The organism is Pseudomonas sp. PICF6, assembly GCF_009831705.1.
GTDB lineage: Bacteria > Pseudomonadota > Gammaproteobacteria > Pseudomonadales > Pseudomonadaceae > Aquipseudomonas > Aquipseudomonas rhizophila.
On record NZ_WUUD01000013.1, the window covers coordinates 136609 to 157267 of the forward strand.

Consider the following 20659-nt stretch of genomic DNA (forward strand, 5'->3'; position numbering starts at 1 on the left):
CATCATGTCCTTGACCATGCGCTCCTGCTCCATGAGCTCGCGCTGCCTGGCGTCGATGCGTGACGACAGCGGGAAATTGCTGCCGGCGCGCCGTTTGGCGAAGTCCAGTTGCTGGATGGCCTGCCGGTAGTCGCCCACCAGGGCGAAGTATTCGGCGCGGGCCTGGTGCAGGCCGATGATGTTGCCCGACAGTCCGCGGGTCTCTGCCACCATGTACCAGACATCCGGATCGTCCGGACGAGTCTTGAGCAGGTTCTCCAGAGCCTTCTCGGCGTCGGCGGGGCGGTTCTGCTTGAGCAGCAAGTCGACGCGCACCTGATTCAGCGGATAGTTGCCCGGGTACTGGGTCAGCATCCGGTCGACGCGAGCCTGAGCGTCTGGCAGCTTGTTGCTGGTGATATCCAGATCGACCTGGGCCAGGTTATAGATGATCTCGTTGGGCGATTTGGCTAGGAGTTGCTTGAGGTTTTCCCGGGCCTCATTCAACTGGCCGCCCTTGATCTGCGCGATCGCCAAGCCATAGCGGGCCACGTCGTTCTTCGGATTTTCATCCAGCTGCGCCCGGAAGCGCTTGGCGCCCAGCCCCGGAGTTTCTTCGTAGATCAACTTGACCCGTGCGCGAATCAATTGATAACGCATGCTGTCTTCGATGCCACCTGGCCTTGCCTGTTCGGCACGGTTGCGGGTGTCGGCGATTCGGGACTCGGTCACCGGGTGAGTCAGCAGGAATTCAGGGGGCCTGGCGTCGAAACGGTACTGGCGCATCAGCCGTTCGAACATGGTCGGCATGGACCGCGGATCATAGCCGGCCTTTTCCAGGTTCTGGATGCCGATGCGGTCGGCTTCCTGTTCGTTCTGGCGAGAGAAACGCCGTTGTTCCTGGATGGCTGCCGCCTGGGTGCCGGCAATGGCCGCGATCCCGGCGTCACCCCCACCGGCGGCGGCGATCACAATGCCGGCCAGCAGCGCTGCCATCATCGGCACCTGCATGCGTTGTTGAGCTTCGACGCCCCGGGCAAAGTGGCGTTGCGACAAGTGCGCCAGTTCGTGGGCCATGACCGAGGCGTATTCACCTTCGGTCTGCGCATTGAGGAACAGTCCACCGTTGACCCCGACGATTCCGCCGGGTGCGGCGAAAGCGTTGAGCTGCGGGCTGTTGATCAGGATGAATTCCAGGCGTCGGTCGTTGACCTGGCTGGTCTCCACCAGTTTGTAAACGCTGGACTCGACGTAGTCCTTGAGCTGTGGATCGTTGAGCTGTGAGACCTGACTGCGCAGCAAGGCCAGCCAGGCGCGACCCAACTGGTGCTCCTGTTGCGGCGAGACGATGGCAGAACTGGCGTCGCCAAGTGACGGCAGGTCGTCGGCGAAGCCCGGTGAGGCAAGCAGGCAAGCGAGCGTCAGCAGGGTGGGGCGCAGAAATGTCATGCACGAAGCCTTAGTCGACAAAGACCCTACTGTAGCCGGACACCAGGCCCGGGACCAGATATTCTAAGTCGCTCAACGACCTGCTGCGGAGTGAACCGATGACCGATGCTGTAGCCCCCGATGCCGAACTGGACGCCAGCGGCCTGAATTGTCCGTTACCACTGCTCAAGGCCAAGCTGGAACTCAATCGCCTGGCCAGCGGCGCCGTGCTCAAGGTGACCGCAACGGATGCGGGCTCCCAGCGCGATTTCCGCACCTTTGCCCGACTGGCCGGTCATACGCTGCTGCGTGAAGAAGACGACAACGGCGTCTACCGTTATTGGCTGAAGAAAGCCTAAAAATCAACAGCGGCCCTTAAGGATTTTTAATGTTCAAAGTGTTACGCGACTGGATCCAGCGCTACTTCTCCGACGAAGAGGCGGTGGTGCTGGCAGTGTTGCTGTTCCTGGCCTTCACGGCAGTCCTCACGCTGGGCGGCATGCTCGCGCCGGTGCTGGCAGGGATGGTGCTGGCGTACCTGATGCAGGGGCTGGTCACGACACTGGAACGGATGCGGCTGCCTGGCGCCATGGCGGTAGGGCTGGTGTTCGCCCTGTTCATGGGGGTGTTGGTGGTGTTCGTCGTCGTGATCATGCCGCTGCTCTGGCATCAGTTGGTGACCTTGTTCAATGAATTGCCCGGGATGCTTGTCAAATGGCAGTCGCTGTTGTTGCTGTTGCCGGAGCGCTATCCGCATCTGGTGTCCGATGAACAGGTACTGCAGGCCATAGAGGTGGTGCGCGGCCAGATCGGCAAGTTCGGCCAGTGGGCGCTGACGTTTTCTTTGTCCAGCCTGCCGCTTCTGGTGAACATCATGATCTACCTGGTGCTGGTGCCGATCCTGGTGTTTTTCTTTCTCAAGGATCGGGAAATGATCGGGCGCTGGGTCCGTGGCTATCTGCCTCGCGAGCGGGCGCTGATCACCCGGGTGGCCCAGGAAATGAATCGCCAGATCGCCAACTACATTCGCGGAAAAGTCATCGAGATTTTCATCTGCGGCGGCGTGACCTACATCGGCTTCGTGGCCCTGGGGCTCAATTACGCGGTATTGCTGTTTGGCGGGCTGTGGGGGTTTTGGGGGGTGTTCTTTGCCATTCCCCTGGCAACACTGTTCAAGGCTGTGCTGGATGCGTGGCCGAGCCGTGAGCCGGTGGTGGCGCCGTTGCTGTAGCAGCCGCTACTTATCCGGTGAGGCGGGTGGCCTCATCGCGAGCAGGCTCGCTCCCACACTGGATTTTCGGCGTTAACAAATCCCCTGTGGGAGCGAGCCTGCTCGCGATAGCGCCAGAACAGGCAACAAAAAACTTCAGGCCTTGTTCAGAGCCTGCGCCGCCGCCAACACCGCATCCACATGCCCCGGCACCTTCACGCCGCGCCATTCCTGGCGTAGCACGCCATCTTTGTCGATCAGGAACGTGCTGCGATCAACGCCCAGGTATTCCTTGCCGTAGAGTTTTTTCAACTTGATCACGTCGAACAGCTGGCAGACGGCTTCGTCCTTGTCGCTGATCAGCTCGAACGGAAACTCCTGCTTGCACTTGAAGTTCTCGTGGGACTTGAGGCTATCGCGCGATACGCCGAACACTTCGGTGTTGGCAGCCTGGAACTGGGCGTACTGGTCACGAAAACCCTGGCCTTCGGTGGTACACCCCGGGGTGCTGTCCTTGGGATAGAAGTAAATCACCACCTGCTTGCCTTTAAGGGCCGCGAGGCTGACGGTGTGCCCGCTGGTGGCGGGCGCCTGGAAATCGGTAACCGGTTGATCGATGGCAACGGCCATGAACGCTTCCTTACATTGGGTTTTGGGGGCGCCACGGTTCGATCAGGGCATCGAGGTTCATCGCGTCGGCGAAATCCAGGAACTGATCGCGCAGCCAACTGATCTGGGTGCCGGCCGGCAGTGTCACGGTGAACGTGGCATTGAGCATGGTGCCGCCTGTCTGCGGGGCCTGGTAGGTGTCGCAGGTCAGGTTTTCCAGCTCGACATGGTGGTCCATGAAGAACTGGCACAGCTCGTTGATGATGTCCGGGCGATAGGCCGAACTCACATACGCCACGTAGGGCAGGGCCTGGAGGCGGTTCTCCAGGGCGGCGCTGCGCACCACGTTGACGGTGAAGGCGTGTTTCTTGGCCAGCACCGGCAGGCTCGCTTCCAGGCGGGCCAGGGCGTCCCAACTGCCGGAAATCTCAAGCACGAGCGCACTGCATTCGCCATGACGGGTCAGGCGTGAAGTTACGACGGCGCAGCGATTTTCATGGCTGGCGCGGCACAGGACGTTAGTCAGCTCCATGGGGTTGGCGCCAAGGGCACTGATAACAAGGAATTGTTCGCGGACTGTGGGGGTGGACATGCAGCATTCCTAAAGCGATGAGCGGTCGGCACTTTTGCAGCTCGGCACGGCGACAGACCGGGATAAACGAACGACTCAAGCCCTGTGCCTGGGGTTGCGCTGCATTCCGGGACGGCGGGAATGCGGCAGGACAAACGCAGGAATGGGGCTTGTGGCGACGAATAACGGAGGCTGGGAACCGGCGTATGAGCTTATCGGTACCGATCAAAGCCTGAAGGGTAGCGAAAACCATCGCCAAGGGGAATGGTAGTTCGCTTGTACAAGCATCTTGGCGCCAGTACCATTACCGCTCTCTTTTTCCGGCAGGAGCGGTTTCATGATTGCGGGCAGTATGGTGGCACTGGTCACACCCATGGATGCACAAGGGCGTCTTGACTGGGCCAGCCTCAGCAAACTCGTGGACTTCCACCTTGAAAACGGCACCCATGCCATTGTCGCCGTCGGTACCACTGGCGAATCGGCAACCCTCGATGTCAACGAGCACATCGAAGTCATCCGTGCCGTGGTCAAGCAGGTAGCCGGGAAGATTCCGGTGATCGCCGGTACTGGCGCCAATTCGACCCGCGAAGCCGTCGAGCTGACCCGCAACGCCAAGGAAGCCGGTGCCGACGCGTGCCTGCTGGTCGTGCCGTACTACAACAAGCCAACCCAGGAAGGCTTGTACCAGCACTTCAAGCACATTGCCGAAGCGGTCGACATCCCGCAGATCCTCTACAACGTTCCCGGCCGCACCTCCTGCGACATGCAGGCCGAGACCGTGATTCGCCTCTCCACCGTGCCGAACATCATCGGTATCAAGGAAGCCACCGGCGACCTGGACCGCGCCAAGGCCATCCTCGCTGGCGTGAGTGATGACTTCATCGTGCTGTCCGGCGATGATCCGACCGCGGTCGAGCTGATCCTGCTGGGTGGCAAGGGCAATATCTCCGTCACCGCCAACGTCGCTCCGCGCGAAATGGCCGACCTGTGCGAGGCTGCGCTCAAGGGCGACGCCGAGACCGCGCGGGCAATCAACGAAAAACTGATGCCGTTGCACAAGGATCTGTTCATCGAAGCCAACCCGATTCCGGTGAAGTGGGCTTTGGTTGAAATGGGCCTGATGCATCAAGGCATCCGCCTGCCGCTCACCTGGCTGAGCGAAGCCTGTCACGAACCGCTTCGGCAGGCCATGCGCCAGTCGGGCGTCCTGGTTTAATTGAGGAAGTACAACGCATGAAGCGAATGGCCGGACTTTCCGCACTTGCCTTGATTATCTCCAGCACCAGTGGCTGCGGATGGGTCTGGGGCCCGGAAGGTTACTTCCGCGACCGTGGTAGCGATTACCTGGAAGCGCAACAGACTGCACCGATGCAACTGCCTCCCGATGTCAATGTCGCCAAACGTCTGGATCCGCTGTTGCCGATCCCGCGTAATGTGGCCGACGACAGCGTCAAGGGTGAATACATCGTCCCCCGTCCGCAGCCGCTGTCGGCCATGGCCGATGCCAGCGACTACACCCTGCAGAAGAGTGGCGATTCAAGCTGGGTCATGGCCCAGCATCCACCGGCCGAAGTCTGGCCCGTGGCGATCCAGTTCTTCCAGGACAACGGTTTCCGCCTGGACGAGCAGCGCCCGCAAACGGGCGAATTCACCACGACCTGGCAACGTGCCGATGAGCTGTCCGCCGCCATGGCCAAGCGCCTGAGCGCCGCCGGTGTCGGTGCCGACAGCGAAAGCCGCGTGCGGGTTCGCATCGAGCCGGGCGTGCAGCGCAACACCAGTGAAATCTACGTGGTCAGCGCTGAACGCCCTGCCGGCAGCACCGCTGATGTGGCCTTCACCAACCGTTCGGTCAACACCGGCCTGGACGCTGCGCTGGTGGACGACATGCTCGCCAGCATGAGCCGTACCGCAGAACAGGGCGGTTCGGTTTCGATGCTTGCATCCCGGGACTTCGACGTCCCGAGCCGCGTCAGCCTGAGCGAAGACGGCAGCGGCAACCCGGTGCTCAACGTCGGCTCCGACCTGGATCGCGCCTGGTCGAGCGTAGGTCGTGCGCTGGAACAAGGTGAGTGGCGGGTTGAAGACATCAACCGCAGCTTGGGCCTGTACTACATCAACCTCGCCGAAAAGGCCGAGAAGAAAGATGAGAAGCCTGGCTTCTTCAGCGGTCTGTTCGGCAGCGCGCCGGACAAGGAAGAAATTGAAGCCCGTGCCGAGCGTTATCAGGTTCGCCTGAGCAAGGTGGGTGACAACGTTCAGGTGACCGTCGAGAAAAACATCAACACCGTGGCGCCGGCCGATGTGGCCCGCAAGGTATTGAGCGTGATTCAGGACAACCTGGGCTGATCCGATGCGTTTTGCCGTTCTCGGCAGCGGTAGCCAAGGGAACGGCACGCTGATAGCCAGCGCCGGCACGTATGTGCTGGTCGATTGTGGTTTCTCTTTGCGAGAAACCGAGAAACGCCTGTTGCGCCTGGGTGTGCACCCGGCGCAATTGAGCGCGATACTCGTAACCCACGAACATGCCGACCACGTGCATGGCGTGGGTTTACTGTCTCGGCGCTACAATCTGCCGGTGTACCTGAGCCGTGGAACACTGGAGGGGCTGCGTAAGCCCATCGAACCTGCTGGCTTCGTCGCCGGTGGCGAGCAACTGCGCATTGGTGCTCTGGAAGTCAGTGTGGTCAGCGTGGCGCACGACGCCCGGGAGCCAACGCAGTATGTGTTCAGCGACGGTGAGCGGCGCTTTGGGTTGCTGACCGACCTGGGTTCGTATTGCGACAGGGTGATGGACAGCTACCGGGATCTCGATGCATTGATGATCGAGTCCAACCATTGCCGTGACATGCTGGCGCGCGGGTACTACCCGTACTTTCTCAAGCAGCGGGTAGGCGGGGAACACGGACATTTGAACAACCACCAGGCGGCGTTCCTGGTGGCCGAGTTGGGCTGGCAAGGCCTGCAACACCTGGTCCTGGCCCATCTGAGCAGCAAGAACAACCTGCCGCAGCTAGCCCGGCAATGTTTTGTCGACACCCTAGGGTGCGACCCGGACTGGCTGCAACTGGCCGATCAAGATTCAGGGCTCGACTGGCGACATATCGCCTAGCCCATCTACTTAGCAAGCGGAGCCCATCATGGAAAAACGTGAAGAACTCTACCGCGGCAAAGCCAAATCGGTTTACAAGACCGACGACGCAGACCGCTTGATCCTGCTGTTTCGCAACGACACCTCGGCGTTCGACGGCAAGCGCATCGAACAACTGGACCGCAAGGGCATGGTGAACAACAAGTTCAACGCCTTCATCATGCAGAAGCTCGAAGCTGCTGGCGTGCCGACCCAGTTCGACAAGTTGCTGGGCGACAACGAATGCCTGGTCAAGAAGCTGGACATGATCCCGGTCGAATGCGTCGTGCGTAACTACGCCGCCGGCAGCCTGGTCAAGCGCCTGGGCGTGGAAGAGGGCATGAAGCTCAACCCATACACCTTCGAGCTGTTCCTGAAGGACGACGCCAAGGGCGACCCGTTCATCAACGAATCCCACGTTGTGGCGTTCGGTTGGGGCACCGCCGAGCAACTGGCGCGCATGAAGGAGTTGTCCCTCAAGGTCAACGAGGTTTTGACCAAGCTGTTCGACGACGCCGGCCTGCTGCTGGTGGACTTCAAGCTTGAATTCGGCGTATTCAGCGATGGCTCCATCGTCCTGGGTGACGAATTCAGCCCGGACGGCTGCCGCCTCTGGGACAAGGACACCAAGAAAAAGATGGACAAGGACCGCTTCCGCCAGGGTCTGGGTGATGTCATCGAAGCCTACGAAGAAGTTGCCCAGCGTCTGGGCGTACCGCTGTAATCGACGCAAGCATCTGATAGCACGGAAAAAATTTCGCCCGGGGGTTCGCTTCCGGCGAATGTGCTGGTATGATGCGCGCCACTGGAGAGATGCCGGAGTGGCCGAACGGGACGGATTCGAAATCCGTTGTACTGGCGACAGTACCTAGGGTTCAAATCCCTATCTCTCCGCCATTATTGAATACGACTAAGCCCCTGAAATGGTTGAACATTTCAGGGGCTTTTTCGTTTCTGGGGGTAGGGCATTTTTAGGGCCAAAAGGCTCGCTATGATGTCGTCCGATGCTAAAGGTCCGAGGGCTGGTCAAATACTCATGGTGAGCCATTTTTGATTAGAGCTATGCGGCGTCACTCATCTAGGTCGGGAAAAATGATTTTTCCTACGATCCAAGGTTCCACAATGTCGCTATGAACCGTACGTAAAAACGATCCCCATTCCTTCCGATTGTGAGCATCTGGTCCAATGATCGTCAGCATTAGGTACGCATCTTTGAAATCATCATAGGCATAGATAAGCCAGAAGTCGTTGTCAGGGTCTTCTGTTAGGGCTGTGCGGTAGTACTGGCGGCCGATTTGTGTCCAACGAGCTTGTGTTTCTGCAGTGCTCGCCAAATGGATGTGACACATATCGCTCAGATCGAGCTGTTCATCTCTGCCAAAGATAGCCGGAAGCTCGCCGCACACCTTGTAGTTATAAAAGTGTGCGGCAATATTTTTCCAGTTCTGTGTTTGTTCAAAAAGTGCGGAAATTTTAACGGCTGGCATCCACGCCTACTTTGTAATAGGAAGCTTGCCAGTGATTACAAAATTATCGAACACTTTCTGACCATCACGTGCAGCTTGTCGAACGTCAAGAAATGTCAGCTCTTCGTGAGTGACTTTTCTGCGCGCTTTCTCGACTTTTTTTGTGGTAGCCATCGGAGCCTCCGAGGTGTGTGTATTCATGCTGATCAGCTTATGTGATTAATCGAGTCCGGGCAAACCGGAGGGTTTCAGTGTCATCGAACCATGCTCGTTTCGACGAAATGGGCCCCGTCAGGGGCCCTTTGAACTAGGCCGGCTCTGCATCCAATCGTCGGGCTATGACATCGAGCACGTCACAGCCATCTCTCAAGGGGATACAGCACAGCTGTGCAAAGTCCTGAAGGATTACCGAGTCGCTGGGAATGTCCCCGCGCATTGCGAGGTTCTCTAAAAGCTGGGTAACTGCGCGAATTCTATAGCCCGCCGTGTCAAGCAGTATGTGCAAAGGCGCGGAGGTATCGACGAAGAGGGGTTGATCGTCGGCATTACTGGTAAGAGCCATGTATCTATTCATTTTTTAAGTTCCATTTGATTGAGGACCTTCTTAATCGTCGCCAAACGAATAAGGTGGTAGCTGTACGCGGGTTGGCGAACCGGACAAATAGAAAAACCGGCAGATCCAAAGATCTCCCACGCACAGCTACCGAAAAGCAGCATATTGCGCACGGTAGCGTTCCGCAATCCGCGAGAGGTTCCTGCATATTTGTCATGGGTCGCCAAACCCAAGCCGCTCCTACGAACGACGCTTGGACTATAGGGCCCTTCTGTAGAAATCATCAATCAGATGATGCGTAAGAAGATTCCCTGAATTATGTGGCCGGGAAATGTCAGAAAAATCCCCGCAGCAATTGCGTCTCCCCACCTTTTTCTATCCCAGCCAACCCCCTCCACGACCTGCATAACCACAGTGTCTTCCAGGCCGAAAGCTTTGTGTCAATCAGACTAATGGTCTATAGCTCAAGGCATGCCTGCCGATAAGAAAGCTAACCCCCATAGAAGGAGTGCCCCCCATGATGCGGTTCTTTGCCGACCTGGGCTTTCGCTGGAAAATTACCCTGCCGATTGCTTTTCTGGCGCTGTTGTTGGTGTTGATGGGGTGGTCGGGCATGCGAGGCATCGACCAGGTGACGGCGTCCAGCACACAGCTGACCAAGCGTTACTTGCCGGCCATCAGTTTGCTGCTCAATGCCGATCGCGATCTTTACCAGGCTTTTGTTGCCGAGCGTAGTCTGCTCGATGGTCATGCGGACGAGCATCTGACAGCGCTGAGCGCCAGTCATGAGGAGAATGCGAAGCAGGCTTATGATCGCGTGCAGCAATATGCCGCGATGCAGCCCGGTGCCGAGGCGCTGGCGTTGGTCAGTCAGTTCAATGACGCTTTTGTAAAGTGGAAGCAGGTTTCGAGGCGCGTAATGGAGCTGTCCGTGGGGGATATGGAGGCGGCCAGCAAACTGAGTTTTGGTGACGGCGAACGCCTGTTCGAGGCCATGCGTGATCCCATCGACAAACTTGGCGAGCTGGAAGACCAGGCGTCCCACCGCGAGGGAGACGCGGCGATAGAAAATGGCGAGGAAGTGGGGGTGCATCAGGGCGGCATTCTGTTGATCGGTCTGCTTGGCTGCATTCTGGTCGTTGTTGCCCTGCCACTGGTCGTGCTGCGTCCTATGCGTCGCTTGCTCAGCCGCGTCGAGCAGATTGCAGAGGGTGGCGGCGATTTGAAGGCGCGTCTTGAGGTCCGTTCGGCTGACGAGCTGGGCCAGCTCGGCAACGCATTCAACCGCTTCCTCGACAAACTGCAGCCGCTGATTGCCGAGGTGGGCCGGGTGACCGGGGAGGTCGATGCTGCGGCACGCGCCATGGCCAGTATGGCCGCGACCAATGACCAACTGATCAGCAGCGAGCATGCGGCACTCGATCAGGTCAGCACCGCCGCGACCCAGATGAGCGCCGCCGTGCATGAAGTCGCCCACAACGCGCTGAATGCCTCGGATGCTGCACAACAGGCTACCAGTCAGTCCCGTGATGGTGCCGACGTTGTCAGCAGCACCATCGAATCGATCCGCCAACTGGCCCAGGAAGTGGAAAGCGCGTCGGGAACTATCGAAGCCTTGGCCCAGGAAACCTCCAGTATCGGCGCGGTCCTCGAGGTGATCCGTGGCATCGCTGAACAGACCAACCTGCTTGCACTGAACGCCGCCATTGAGGCTGCACGGGCCGGTGAGCAAGGCCGCGGTTTTGCCGTCGTGGCTGACGAAGTCAGGGCGCTGGCGGCGCGGACCCAGGACTCGACCAAGGATATCCAGGTTCGTATCGAGCGCTTGCAGTCGGGTGTCGCCAAGGCCGTGCAAGCAATGCACGTTGGTAGCACCAAGGCCCGTGACAGCGTCGAGCGGGCGGCGAGTGTCGATCAGGTGCTCAGCGGCACGGGCGGTTCCATACAGCGGATCAACGATATGGCCGCGCAGATCGCCAACGCTTGTGAAGAGCAGAGCAGCGTCACTGAGGAAATCGCCCGCAACATCTCCGACATCCGCGACCTGTCCAACGAAGCGGCGCAGAACTCTGCCCAGAGCATGCATGCCAGCCAGCAGCTTTCCGGGTTGTCGAGGACATTGGCGGAGTTGACCGGCCGTTTCCGCACCTGAGCCCAGGTGCGATGGTGAGCACTCTCCCAGCCTTGGCGGCGCTCACCAGCGAGCGCTTGCGAGCCCTGCATCAGGACGGTTTCGTCCTGATGCCCGCGGTGTTGAGCACCGCGCAAATCACCGATCTGCGCCTTGCAATCGATCGCCTCAAGCCTCAGCACTGGGACTACAGCGGCGTGATCGATCACTACAAGTGCGTGTTCAATCGTGATCCGTTCTGGTTGCCGTTTCTCGATATGGAAGGGGTGATCGAGCTGGCCGAGGCGGCTCTGGGGGATGATTGCCACATCATTGGGCAGACAGCCTGGCGTTGCCACCCCGGTTTTGTCGGCGCCCCGTTGCACCTGGATTACCTGGCGATGGCATTGCCACCACAGCTTCTGGCCGATCCAGCTTTCGAGTTGCCGATGCAGATTTTCACCGCACAGTTTTACCTCGACGACATCAATGCCGACCTGAGCCCGACCCGCGTCATTCCCGGCAGTCATCGGGCGGGGCGGGCGCCCGTGGCGGGCGAAACGCAATGGCAAGGGCGCGTCGCGCAATCGGTGTTGTGTCGAGCGGGTGATGTGCTGGTGCTGCGTAGCGAGTTGTGGCATGCCGGCAGCGAGAACCGCAGCGTCGATCGTTCACGTTATATGCTGCAGGTTCACTATGGCCGGCGGATGATCGCGCAGAAGTTCTCGCCTTATCTGTACTGGCAATTCAACCCTGCTGTGCTGGCCGCCGCGACACCTCGCCAACGGCGCCTGTTGGGCGATCACCAGGAGGCTGAGTACGATTGACCTCCTGGCATCGGTTACGTCACGGCGCTACGTCAGATCCAGACATCATTCACCGCTGTTCGCTCATTGGTTTCGTCGCCCGTGTTAATGACACCGCGAGGTTCGATCAACAGCAATTTCACTTCCAGTGCGGCGCTTGGCTTGTGCTCGACACCTTTTTTCACCACGTACATCTCGCCTGGGCCAATCGTCACCGCGCCGTCGCGAAAATCAATGCGAAGCTCGCCTTCCAGCACGATGAAGGTTTCATCGGTATCGGCGTGGGTATGCCAGACGAAGTCACCTTCGAGCCGGACGATCTTGAACTGGTAGTCGTTCATTTCGGCCACGACTTTCGGGGCCCACTGTTCCTGGAAGAGTGTGTATTTCTGAGCGAAGTTGATGGGGGAGTAGTGAGTGCTCATGAGGAATGCTCGTCTTGTGAAGGGGGTGAGCGCGACCTTACTGCCTGAGCCTGAGCAGGTATTGGATGATTGTGCAGCTTTTGTGGGGCCCGGCACCCGAAGTCAGCGCAGCATCTTCAGCCAGCGTGCTGGTGAAATGCCGAAAGCCTGGCTATGTAACCGGGTCATGTGGCTCTGATCGAAAAAGCCGCACGCCAGGGCCGCTTCACTTAATGGCATGCCCTGGATAACCAGACGACGGGCTTTATTCAGGCGTCGCTGGTTGATATACCGATAGGGACTGGTGCCGTACAGAGCGCGAAAGTCCCGGGACAGGCTCCATCGATCCCGGCCACTGGCTTGGACCAGATCATCCAGACTGATGGGCTGGTCAAGGGCATCATGAATGAACAGTCGTGCGCGCTCTGCCGCCGAGTAGTCGATCAATCGCCGCCCACGCCGGTTACCCGCTGCGCTGTCCAGTGCCTGGGCCACATCGTAGATGCCGTCCTCCTCTTCCAGCGGATCGAGTGGATGATCCATGCAGCGCAATAATCTGCGCGTAGCCACATTGAGGTGAGGATCGTTCGACAGCCCTCCTTCGATGAAAGGCAAGGGTTTGCCGCCCAGCACTTGCTGGATCACGGAGGGCTCTACATAGAACATCCGGTAGCGAAAGCCGTCGCTCGTGCCTGCTTCGCCATCGTGAACTTCGTCCGGGTGCAGGACGATGGTTCCGCCGGGCTGGCTATGGCGTTTGCTATGGCGGTAGTTGAAGCTCTGAACACCGCAAAGCGTGACGCCGATGGCGTAGGTGTCATGCCGGTGGGTGGTGTAGCCATGGCCACTGAAATAGGCTTCGATGCGTTCCATTTTCCGCGATTCAGGAGCCCGTACCAGCCAGTCGCGATCACGATTTGATTGAGTCATTTAGGCCGGCCTCTCGCTTTTATCTGCACACGATACCTGTCTGATATGCCTAGGCGCAGGAAAAAGCGAGATCCGGATTCTTCGGAACGCAGAAAGCTGCTCGTTACGCAGGGCGGCTTACTGGTCGTACAGTGCGTCGCTGTTTCAGATTTCTTTCACGGGTGTCTCACCCTGGGCACTCTTGATCAGCCCGATGACGTGAAGGCAGTCAGCCTTGTTCACATAGGATTCGCCGCTGGCGATCGTTTCGTGGTTGCCGGCTCTCAAGCGCCACCGCCATTGGCCTTTTCCAGTGCTCTGGGTGCCTCGGGTCTGCCTGTAGATCTCAAAATACATCGGTTCGCTCCCTGCGATTAATTCATTCAAGACATGCTTTGCACATGTCGCTCCAAGCCTAGCCAAGCTGATAGTTTTGGCTATGGGAAATTCGTTTCCATTCGTTATCAAATATTGCCGATGTGGATTCGGATTTGCTCCGGCGACCCTTTTCAGGAAACAGGTCATCTTGGGGGCGCGGGGCTGGATAAAGTTCCGGTTTCGTTCTTGCGTTGCCTTGTGCGGTCCTGCTTAATACATTCCGATTCAGACGTTTGTCATTGACGTCCGGTCCGGGGAACCCGGGGGCTGGGAGCCCGATGGGACTGGAAAAACCTATAAGAAAAAGAGCCATCAAGTGACTGAATATCCAGGAGCGGATCTGCAAGGATGTCTAGCGCTTTCGCTTGTCATTCCAGTTTTCAACGAAGTCCAGTCCATAGATTTGTTTATCGCCAGAGTCGATCGGGTTTTTGCGAACGAGCCGCTGGTGACCCTGGAACTGGTGTTCGTCAATGACGGCAGTGTCGACGAAACATTGATGCTGTTGCTGGAAAAACAGCGAGCCGACCCGCGCATCCGGATCGTCGACCTGAGCCGCAATTTCGGCAAGGAAGCGGCGCTGAGTGCCGGTCTGCAAGCGGCTCGTGGCCAGGCGGTGGTGCCGATCGACGTCGACCTGCAGGACCCGCCCGAGGTGATCCTGCAAATGATCGCCCACTGGCGCAACGGTGCCGAGGTGGTACTGGGCCATCGCATAAACCGTGACTCCGACTCTTGGGCCAAACAGGTTTCCGCCAACGGGTTCTATCGGCTGCACAATAAAATCGCCGACCACAAGCTACCGGAAAATGTCGGTGATTTTCGGCTGATGGATCGTTGTGTGGTCGATGCGCTGCAGAGCCTGCCCGAGTCCCGACGCTTCATGAAGGGCTTGTTTGCCTGGGTAGGATTTCGAACCACCGTCGTGGATTACGTCAGGCCCGAGCGTGCGGCCGGTGAAAGCAAATTCAACGGCTGGCGCCTGTGGAACTTTGCCCTGGAGGGCATCACCAGTTTCAGCACCGAACCGCTGCGTATCTGGACCTACCTGGGGCTTAGCGTCTCGCTGGTGTCCTTTTCGTTTGCCGTGTTCATCGTGCTACGGACGCTGATTTCCGGGGTCGATCTGCCAGGCTATGCCTCCCTGATGGTGGCAGTCACGTTCCTGGGCGGGTTGCAACTGATCGGCATCGGCGTACTGGGTGAATACCTGGGCCGGACCTATATCGAATCCAAACGCCGACCGGTTTTTCTGGTACGGCGCATCTATGACGCCAAGGACTGACAATGGATCTCAAGGAAACCGACATCCTGGGGCCTGATATCGGGCAGCATTGGTACTATCGTTCCAAGGCGCGCGCCATGCTCCACATGCTCAAAGGCACATCGGCCAAAACACTGCTGGATGTGGGGGCCGGATCGGGCTTTTTTTCCCATCACTTGTTGTCCCATACCGAGACGGCCCGGGCCTGGTGCGTGGACATCAGTTACCCGGCCGACTCTGATGCCAGCACCGCCGGCAAACCCGTCCACTACCGGCGCGCCATCGACGCGCTGGACGCGGATCTGGTGTTGTTGATGGATGTGTTGGAACACGTGGACGATGACATGGGCCTGCTCAAGGCTTATGTCGACAAGGTGCCCTCTGGCACCCGCTTCCTGATCACCGTGCCGGCGTTCCAGTTTCTCTGGAGCGGGCATGATGTGTTTCTGGAACACAAACGCCGTTACACCCTCGGGCAACTGGAGGGGGTCGTGGCCCAGGCGGGTTTGCAGGTGCACAAAAGCGCTTACTATTTCGGCCTGGTGTTTCCGATCGCCGCTGCCGTGCGCCTGTTGCAACGCAACACGTCCGGCGCGCCGGCCAGCTCGCTCACTCGGCATCATCCGCTGGTCAATGGCGTGTTGAAGTCGCTGTGCAGCCTGGAGCTTGCGTTTATGGGCGCCAATCGCGTGGCCGGCCTGACGGTGTTCTGTCTGGCACAAAAACCATGATCTGGACGCGGTCGCCGTTGCTGCGACGTGGGCTGCGGTTCGCCATGACGGGCTTGTTCGTGACAGCTGTGCATGTGTTGGCTGCCGTGTTGTTTGTGCACCTGATCCTGGCCAGCCCGCCGTTGGCCAACGGTTTTGCGTTTGTGGTGGCAACCGTGGTGTCTTACCTGATCAACACGCTCTGGAGTTTCTCCAGCCGATTGCATGGCCGCACGCTCGGCCGTTTCGTGGTGGTGTCGATCGGCGGATTCTGGCTGGCGATGCTGGTGGCCTGGGTGGCGCAGAGCGCGGGCCTGAGTTACCTGGCGGGCATTGCTGCCGTGGCGCTGATCATCCCGGTGTTTACCTTCATCTTGCATAATTTCTGGACGTATCGATGACTGTTCGTGGCGAGCGTTATCTGGTTTCCCTGTTGCCCGTATTGCTGGGCGTGCTGGCGTTTCTGATGGTCATCGGCCCTCGGGTGTTGAACCCGACGAATATCGCCTGGCTGGGGGAGGGCGATGCGGCGACTCATTATCTGGGATGGGCGTTTTTCCGTGATTCGCCCTGGACCTTTCCGTTGGGCATGAACCCTTCCTATGGCTTGGAGTTGGCCAACGGGATCATTTTTTCCGATTCCAACCCGCTGCTGGCGTTCATATTCAAGCCCTTCAATGCTTGGCTTCCCGAGACGTTCCAGTATTTCGGGCTGTGGCTGCTGGCGTGTTTTGTCCTGCAGGCCTGGTTTGCCTGGAAGCTGGTGGGGCTGCTGACGCCTTCGGTCTGGATCAGGTTGTTGGGGGCCGGGTTGTTCGTGTTTTCGCCCCCGATGTTTCTGCGCATGGGAGGGCATCTTTCCTTGTCCGGGCATTTCCTGATCCTGGCGGCGCTGTACCTGGCGTTGCGGCCCGGTCTGCAAAAGCGACGCCTGGCCTGGGGCGTGCTCTTGGCCGCGACGGCGCTGGTGCATGCCTATCTGTTGGCGATGGTGGCATTGATCTGGCTGGCCGATCTGGCCAGCAAAGCCATCAAGGGTCGGTTACCCCGGCGCAATGCCTTGATCGAGCTGGCCGGGCTGTTTCTGCTGGTCGCATTCTGCTGCTGGCAAGCGGGTTATTTCAGTGTGGGCGGCGGGACCGTGGCGGGTGGTTTTGGCTTGTATCGTCTGAATCTCTTGTCGGTGGTGAACCCCAGTGGCTGGTCATACGTATTGCGCGACATGCCCCAAGGACCCGGGGACTACGAGGGTTTCAATTACCTGGGTTTGGGGGTGCTGATGCTGGCGATCTGCGCCGGCGTGGCACTGCTGCAAGGCAACACCGGCCTGGCGGAGGCCGTGCGTCGCAGACCTCTATTGCTGTTGGCGCTGATCGGGCTGACGCTTTTTTCACTGACCAACAAGCTCGGTATTGGCATGCTGGATGTGCATTACTGGTTGCCGAAAACCATCGAGCAGTTGGCGAACGTCTTTCGCGCGGCCGGTAGGATGTTCTGGCCGGTGTTCTACATTCTCGTGTTTACGCTGATCTTTTTGGTGGTCCGAGGCAATAAGCCACGAGCTGCGGTGTGTCTGCTGGCCGTGGCCCTGGTGGTGCAGGTTCTGGATACCCGCAGCGGGTGGGCAGGCCTGCGCAAGAGCCGGATGATGCCGACCGCCGCGAGCTGGCCGACGCCCCTGGCCGACCCGTTTTGGGCCAGCGCGGCAAATCACTACGCCAAGGTCCGGTCGTTGTTGCCGCAGAATCAGCCGGAAAACTGGCTGTTGATCAGCCAATACGCCCAGAACCATGGTCTGGAAACCGATAGCGTGTACTTGGGGCGGATGGGCACTCGGGAGATCGAACACGCTCAACGGCACGCAGGCCAAATGCTCGCCACCGGTCAGTATGAAGCGGATTCCCTCTACATTCTCGACAGCCGCACCGCGCTCGAAGCGATCAAAACCGTTAATCGCCAGACCGATCTGCTGACCCGTCTTGATGGCCTCGTGGTGCTGGCGCCGGGATGGAAGACCTGTACCCAATGCCCAGCGATAGCGCAGGAGACGCTGGACGTGCAGGTCAAGCCAGGTGAGCGCCAGGTGTTCAACCGAATAAACGCGATGTTGGTCAGCGGCTGGGGGCGCGTCGAAGATTGGGGTACCTGGTCGGAAGGTGCTCAGGCAGAGCTTGTATTGCGTGTACCCCCTGAGGCCCGCGCCCTCTCGATCGAAGCTGCGGCGTTCGTACAGCCCCTGCATACCAGGCAGAGAATCGAGGTCTCGATCAATGGCGTTGCGGCCCTGTCGACGCAACTGACCCGCATGCAGGAGAACACCCTGGAGCTGTCATTGAGCCCGGCCATCCGCGAAGCGATTGCCGCAGATGGGCAGGTGCGTGTGCAGTTTCATCTACCCGACGCGGTCAGTCCCAAGGCGCTGGGGTTGGGGAGCGACGAGCGAGTCATGGCGTTGGGGCTGAAGTCTCTGACGGTGAATTAAGCCGGACGTCTTTATCGTGTGCTTCAAGGTTTTTTGCGCAGCGCTGAATGCACAATTTGAGGCTGTTTTTCGAAACGCTGATACGGCTGGAAGCGTTCATGCGTGAGCGCGCCGGCGCGGTGCAAATTCTGCTGCGCGAAACAAAAACCTGCGTCAGCCAAGTAAAGTCGAGGTATGGTTGCGACGGCTGAAACCACATCGTCATATTTTCGAACAGGAGTCGAACACATGCCTCACCTGCACATGGAGTACACCGCCAACCTGCCCAAGTTTGACGAGGGTGTCGTACTGTTGCGTCTGAATAATACGCTGGTGGCCTCCGGTCAGTTCGCTGCCGAGTCGGACATCAAAAGCCGGGCTGTGAAAATCGAGAATTTCCTGGTGGGCACCCTTTTCGAAAAGCGCGGTTTCGTGCACGTGAAGCTGGCCTTGTTGAGCGGCCGTTCGCCAGAGGTCAAGAAGCAGCTGGCCGAAAAACTGTTGGAGGTGATCCAGGAGGTGGGCGAATGGCCGGCTGACGTTTCCGTGCAACTGTGCGTGGAAATCCTCGACATCGACCGAGGCCCCTATGCCAAGGCTGTCGTCGGCGCCTGAGGGTCAGGTGCTTCGCGTCTTGACGATCCGCTCGCGCAGCCAGGTGCTATCAGCGGCCTGGCTGCACGGCGTTTCAAGGTGAATCCCGACAAGCCTTCAGGCGCTTGATGGTTTGCCGGGTGGGATCAACCGTGGCCGCACCGGCATGGCACAGGTTGATACTCTGCAAGATGGCGCGCACATGCTTGTACATGCCCTCGGCTTTATAAGTGGGGCGCATGCCAGTGCGGGTGTTGATGAACAACTCGTCGTCGAAACAGGTCCGCAGTTTCTTGAGGCAGTAGCTGACCGTTGACTGGCTGACACACAACGCCTCGGATACACCGGTGACGCTGCTTTGCTCGTACACAGCGTTAAACACCATGAGGTCTTGCATATCGAGTTTTCTGAGGGAGTTACTGTTCAGCATCCGTTCTGTCTCTCTCTGTGCTCCTTGCGCGGATCTTGCGCAAACCAGACCCTTGATCCTAACGGAACGATCGTCCCAGGAGAATGCCAGGCGAGCGGTTTCACGGTCGCGAGTGGGACAGATAATGTAATGAACACGACGGATCGTTCAGCATTCGATTCTCTGGCCGATTGTTTAGCTCATTGCGATCCAAGCTCCATCAAATCAAGGTTTAACCGGCTTTGGTGACGTGGGACTCTGCCAAAGTGTGTTTCCTGTGATGTCTTTTATGGACGGTTGGCCCGCAGCAATCCAATACCCTTCATTCGCCGCAATGGGGCCGGTGGGCAGGTTTATGTCCGGGGTCTCTCCCACGCTGTGTGCGCTGCCCTCTGAACTGGCTTTTTGGGCACTCTGGCATTGTCGCCACGCCCGTCCTCCAGATACTTGTATTTCCTGTTGATCCTAAACAGTGTTCGTTGATCGCGAGCACAGGCTGACGGTGCTTTGTCGCCCGTCCGACATGAAAATACGAGCGTTCTCATGAGTTCTGCCCACCTCTCTTTTGCCCCCCTGCATCAAGCCCAGGCGTTCCTGGAGCAAAATCCGGATATTGAGCTGTTCGAGCTGTTTATTCTCGACAGCAACGGTGTGCCTCGGGGCAAACTGCTGCACCGGGATGAGTTGCTGGCGCTTTACGAAAGTGGGCGGCCCTTGCCCAGTACCATTCTCGGGTTGACCATCAATGGCGACGACGTGGAAAACTCCGGGCTGGTGTGGGATGTTGGCGACATCGATTGCCGGGCTTATCCCATCAGCGACAGCTTGCAGCGAATGCCCTGGCGGCTGATCCCCACTGCGGCAGTGCAGGTCAGCATGCATCCTCAGGAAGGCATGCCCGCGACCATCGCCGATCCGCGTTACCTGCTCAGCCAAGTGATCGACGCTTTGCAGGCCGATGGCTATTACCCGGTGATGGCGGCGGAGCTGGAGTTTTATCTGTTGGACGCGCAGCGCGACAGCCAGGGCCGGCCGCAACCGGCGCGGGACGCTGATGGCGGCCGACCCGGTGCCACGCAGGTCTATGGCTTGCGCGAGCTGGAACAGATCGAACCGTTCCTGGCGGACCTCTATTCCGCCTGCAAGTCGCAGGGGATCCCGGCCCGAACGGCCATTTCCGAATACGCGCCGGGCCAGGTGGAAATCACCCTCGAACACCGCACCGATGCCTTGCAGGCCATGGATGAGGCGGTGCGCTACAAACGTCTGGTCAAAGGCGTGGCGCATAAACACGGCATGCAGGCGTGTTTCATGGCCAAGCCTTTCGCGGAACTGGCAGGTTCGGGCATGCACATGCACGTCAGCCTGGCGGATAGCGAGGGCCATAACCTGTTTGCCAGCGAAGCCGCCGATGGCACGCCGCTGCTGCGTCATGCGGTGGGCGGGATGCTCGACACGTTGCTCGACTCACTGCTGATGTTCTGCCCGAATGCCAATTCCTACCGACGCTTCCAGAGCAACAGCTACGCGCCGCTGGCGGCAACCTGGGGCGTGGACAATCGCACCGTGAGCCTGAGGGTACCGGGCGGGCCAGCATTTTCGCGGCATATCGAACATCGTATTTGTGGTGCCGACGCCAACCCGTACCTGGCCGCCGCAGCGATACTG

General features: G+C 59.0%; 22 protein-coding genes, 1 tRNA gene and 2 pseudogenes. 16 read left to right on the forward strand and 9 right to left on the reverse strand.

Translation table 11 applies throughout. The annotated features are described in order from the left end of the window. Positions 1 to 1428 (reverse strand): M48 family metalloprotease (locus GSM73_RS05660; RefSeq protein ID WP_160892013.1); only part of this gene is annotated, 1428 nt, incomplete at its 3' end. Between the two features lie 98 nt (positions 1429 to 1526). Between GSM73_RS05660 and GSM73_RS05665 the strand changes: the two genes are divergently transcribed. Then, positions 1527 to 1766 carry a sulfurtransferase TusA family protein gene (locus tag GSM73_RS05665; protein WP_047227968.1) on the forward strand — a complete coding sequence of 80 codons (240 nt, stop codon included), beginning with the start codon at positions 1527 to 1529 and terminating at the stop codon, positions 1764 to 1766. Positions 1767 to 1795: 29 nt separating this feature from the next. Further along, positions 1796 to 2638, forward strand: a complete 843-nt coding sequence (locus tag GSM73_RS05670) for an AI-2E family transporter (protein ID WP_160891832.1) — start codon at positions 1796 to 1798, stop codon at positions 2636 to 2638. Between the two features lie 135 nt (positions 2639 to 2773). Here GSM73_RS05670 and GSM73_RS05675 read toward each other — a convergent pair whose 3' ends face one another. After that, positions 2774 to 3247 (reverse strand): peroxiredoxin, encoded by a 474-nt coding sequence (locus tag GSM73_RS05675; RefSeq protein ID WP_047227966.1) that lies wholly within the window; start codon positions 3245 to 3247, stop codon positions 2774 to 2776. 10 nt (positions 3248 to 3257) lie between these two features. Next, positions 3258 to 3818, reverse strand: coding sequence for a glycine cleavage system protein R (locus GSM73_RS05680; protein WP_160891834.1), 561 nt, complete (start codon positions 3816 to 3818; stop codon positions 3258 to 3260). A 316-nt stretch (positions 3819 to 4134) separates the two neighbouring features. Here GSM73_RS05680 and dapA point away from each other — a divergent pair, with 316 nt between their 5' ends. The 5 genes from dapA to GSM73_RS05705 all read left to right on the forward strand — a co-directional run bounded on the left by dapA (position 4135) and on the right by GSM73_RS05705 (position 7824). Beyond that, positions 4135 to 5013 (forward strand): 4-hydroxy-tetrahydrodipicolinate synthase, encoded by an 879-nt coding sequence (dapA, locus tag GSM73_RS05685; RefSeq protein WP_047227964.1) that lies wholly within the window; start codon positions 4135 to 4137, stop codon positions 5011 to 5013. A gap of 17 nt (positions 5014 to 5030) precedes the next feature. Continuing rightward, positions 5031 to 6146: an outer membrane protein assembly factor BamC gene (gene bamC / locus GSM73_RS05690; RefSeq protein ID WP_047227963.1), complete on the forward strand. Its 1116-nt coding sequence runs from the start codon at positions 5031 to 5033 to the stop codon at positions 6144 to 6146. Between the two features lie 4 nt (positions 6147 to 6150). Beyond that, positions 6151 to 6909, forward strand: coding sequence for an MBL fold metallo-hydrolase (locus tag GSM73_RS05695; protein WP_047227962.1), 759 nt, complete (start codon positions 6151 to 6153; stop codon positions 6907 to 6909). 28 nt (positions 6910 to 6937) lie between these two features. Then, positions 6938 to 7651 carry a phosphoribosylaminoimidazolesuccinocarboxamide synthase gene (purC, locus tag GSM73_RS05700; protein ID WP_025212375.1) on the forward strand — a complete coding sequence of 238 codons (714 nt, stop codon included), beginning with the start codon at positions 6938 to 6940 and terminating at the stop codon, positions 7649 to 7651. Positions 7652 to 7734: 83 nt separating this feature from the next. Next, positions 7735 to 7824 (forward strand) — tRNA-Ser (locus tag GSM73_RS05705). A 173-nt stretch (positions 7825 to 7997) separates the two neighbouring features. Here the strand turns inward: GSM73_RS05705 and GSM73_RS05710 are convergent. Together GSM73_RS05710 and GSM73_RS26935 are read right to left on the reverse strand one after the other, a co-directional pair. Further along, a complete protein-coding gene (locus GSM73_RS05710) occupies positions 7998 to 8414 on the reverse strand; it encodes a type II toxin-antitoxin system YafO family toxin (RefSeq protein WP_047227961.1) in 417 nt (138 codons plus the stop codon). Between the two features lie 286 nt (positions 8415 to 8700). Further along, positions 8701 to 8967 carry a hypothetical protein gene (locus GSM73_RS26935; protein WP_047227960.1) on the reverse strand — a complete coding sequence of 89 codons (267 nt, stop codon included), beginning with the start codon at positions 8965 to 8967 and terminating at the stop codon, positions 8701 to 8703. A 499-nt stretch (positions 8968 to 9466) separates the two neighbouring features. On the opposite strand from GSM73_RS26935, the pseudogene GSM73_RS28180 reads away from it, so the two are divergent. The 3 genes and pseudogenes from GSM73_RS28180 to GSM73_RS05720 all read left to right on the forward strand — a co-directional run. Continuing rightward, positions 9467 to 10240 (forward strand): annotated as a pseudogene (locus GSM73_RS28180) (MCP four helix bundle domain-containing protein); the annotation flags it as partial. A 78-nt stretch (positions 10241 to 10318) separates the two neighbouring features. Continuing rightward, positions 10319 to 11098 carry a methyl-accepting chemotaxis protein gene (locus GSM73_RS28185; RefSeq protein ID WP_372241368.1) on the forward strand — a complete coding sequence of 260 codons (780 nt, stop codon included), beginning with the start codon at positions 10319 to 10321 and terminating at the stop codon, positions 11096 to 11098. A 14-nt stretch (positions 11099 to 11112) separates the two neighbouring features. Beyond that, on the forward strand, positions 11113 to 11883 hold the full coding sequence (locus GSM73_RS05720; protein WP_372241363.1) for a phytanoyl-CoA dioxygenase family protein: 771 nt from the start codon (positions 11113 to 11115) through the stop codon (positions 11881 to 11883). 32 nt (positions 11884 to 11915) lie between these two features. On the opposite strand, the gene GSM73_RS05725 is transcribed toward GSM73_RS05720, so the two are convergent. From GSM73_RS05725 to GSM73_RS05735, 3 genes are all read right to left on the reverse strand, one after another. Beyond that, positions 11916 to 12287, reverse strand: coding sequence for a cupin domain-containing protein (locus GSM73_RS05725; protein ID WP_076385948.1), 372 nt, complete (start codon positions 12285 to 12287; stop codon positions 11916 to 11918). 102 nt (positions 12288 to 12389) lie between these two features. After that, positions 12390 to 13196, reverse strand: coding sequence for an AraC family transcriptional regulator (locus GSM73_RS05730; protein WP_047227956.1), 807 nt, complete (start codon positions 13194 to 13196; stop codon positions 12390 to 12392). Between the two features lie 144 nt (positions 13197 to 13340). Beyond that, positions 13341 to 13532, reverse strand: a complete 192-nt coding sequence (locus GSM73_RS05735; protein ID WP_047227955.1) for a DUF1508 domain-containing protein — start codon at positions 13530 to 13532, stop codon at positions 13341 to 13343. A gap of 337 nt (positions 13533 to 13869) precedes the next feature. Between GSM73_RS05735 and GSM73_RS05740 the strand changes: the two genes are divergently transcribed. From GSM73_RS05740 to GSM73_RS05760, 5 genes are all read left to right on the forward strand, one after another. Continuing rightward, a complete protein-coding gene (locus GSM73_RS05740; RefSeq protein WP_047227954.1) occupies positions 13870 to 14838 on the forward strand; it encodes a glycosyltransferase family 2 protein in 969 nt (322 codons plus the stop codon). Between the two features lie 2 nt (positions 14839 to 14840). Further along, positions 14841 to 15548: a bifunctional 2-polyprenyl-6-hydroxyphenol methylase/3-demethylubiquinol 3-O-methyltransferase UbiG gene (locus GSM73_RS05745; RefSeq protein ID WP_139050910.1), complete on the forward strand. Its 708-nt coding sequence runs from the start codon at positions 14841 to 14843 to the stop codon at positions 15546 to 15548. Beyond that, positions 15545 to 15928, forward strand: coding sequence for a GtrA family protein (locus GSM73_RS05750; protein WP_047227952.1), 384 nt, complete (start codon positions 15545 to 15547; stop codon positions 15926 to 15928). Before GSM73_RS05745 ends, GSM73_RS05750 begins: the two co-directional genes overlap by 4 nt. Continuing rightward, on the forward strand, positions 15925 to 18009 hold the full coding sequence (locus tag GSM73_RS05755) for a DUF6311 domain-containing protein (protein ID WP_160891840.1): 2085 nt from the start codon (positions 15925 to 15927) through the stop codon (positions 18007 to 18009). The genes GSM73_RS05750 and GSM73_RS05755 overlap by 4 nt, the downstream gene beginning before the upstream one ends. 228 nt (positions 18010 to 18237) lie before the next feature. After that, positions 18238 to 18603, forward strand: a complete 366-nt coding sequence (locus tag GSM73_RS05760) for a 5-carboxymethyl-2-hydroxymuconate Delta-isomerase (protein ID WP_047227950.1) — start codon at positions 18238 to 18240, stop codon at positions 18601 to 18603. A 106-nt stretch (positions 18604 to 18709) separates the two neighbouring features. Here GSM73_RS05760 and GSM73_RS05765 read toward each other — a convergent pair. Then, positions 18710 to 19012 (reverse strand): annotated as a pseudogene (locus tag GSM73_RS05765) (LysR family transcriptional regulator); the annotation flags it as partial. A 522-nt stretch (positions 19013 to 19534) separates the two neighbouring features. Here GSM73_RS05765 and GSM73_RS05770 point away from each other — a divergent pair. Further along, positions 19535 to 20659 (forward strand): glutamine synthetase family protein (locus GSM73_RS05770; RefSeq protein WP_256676728.1); only part of this gene is annotated, 1125 nt, incomplete at its 3' end.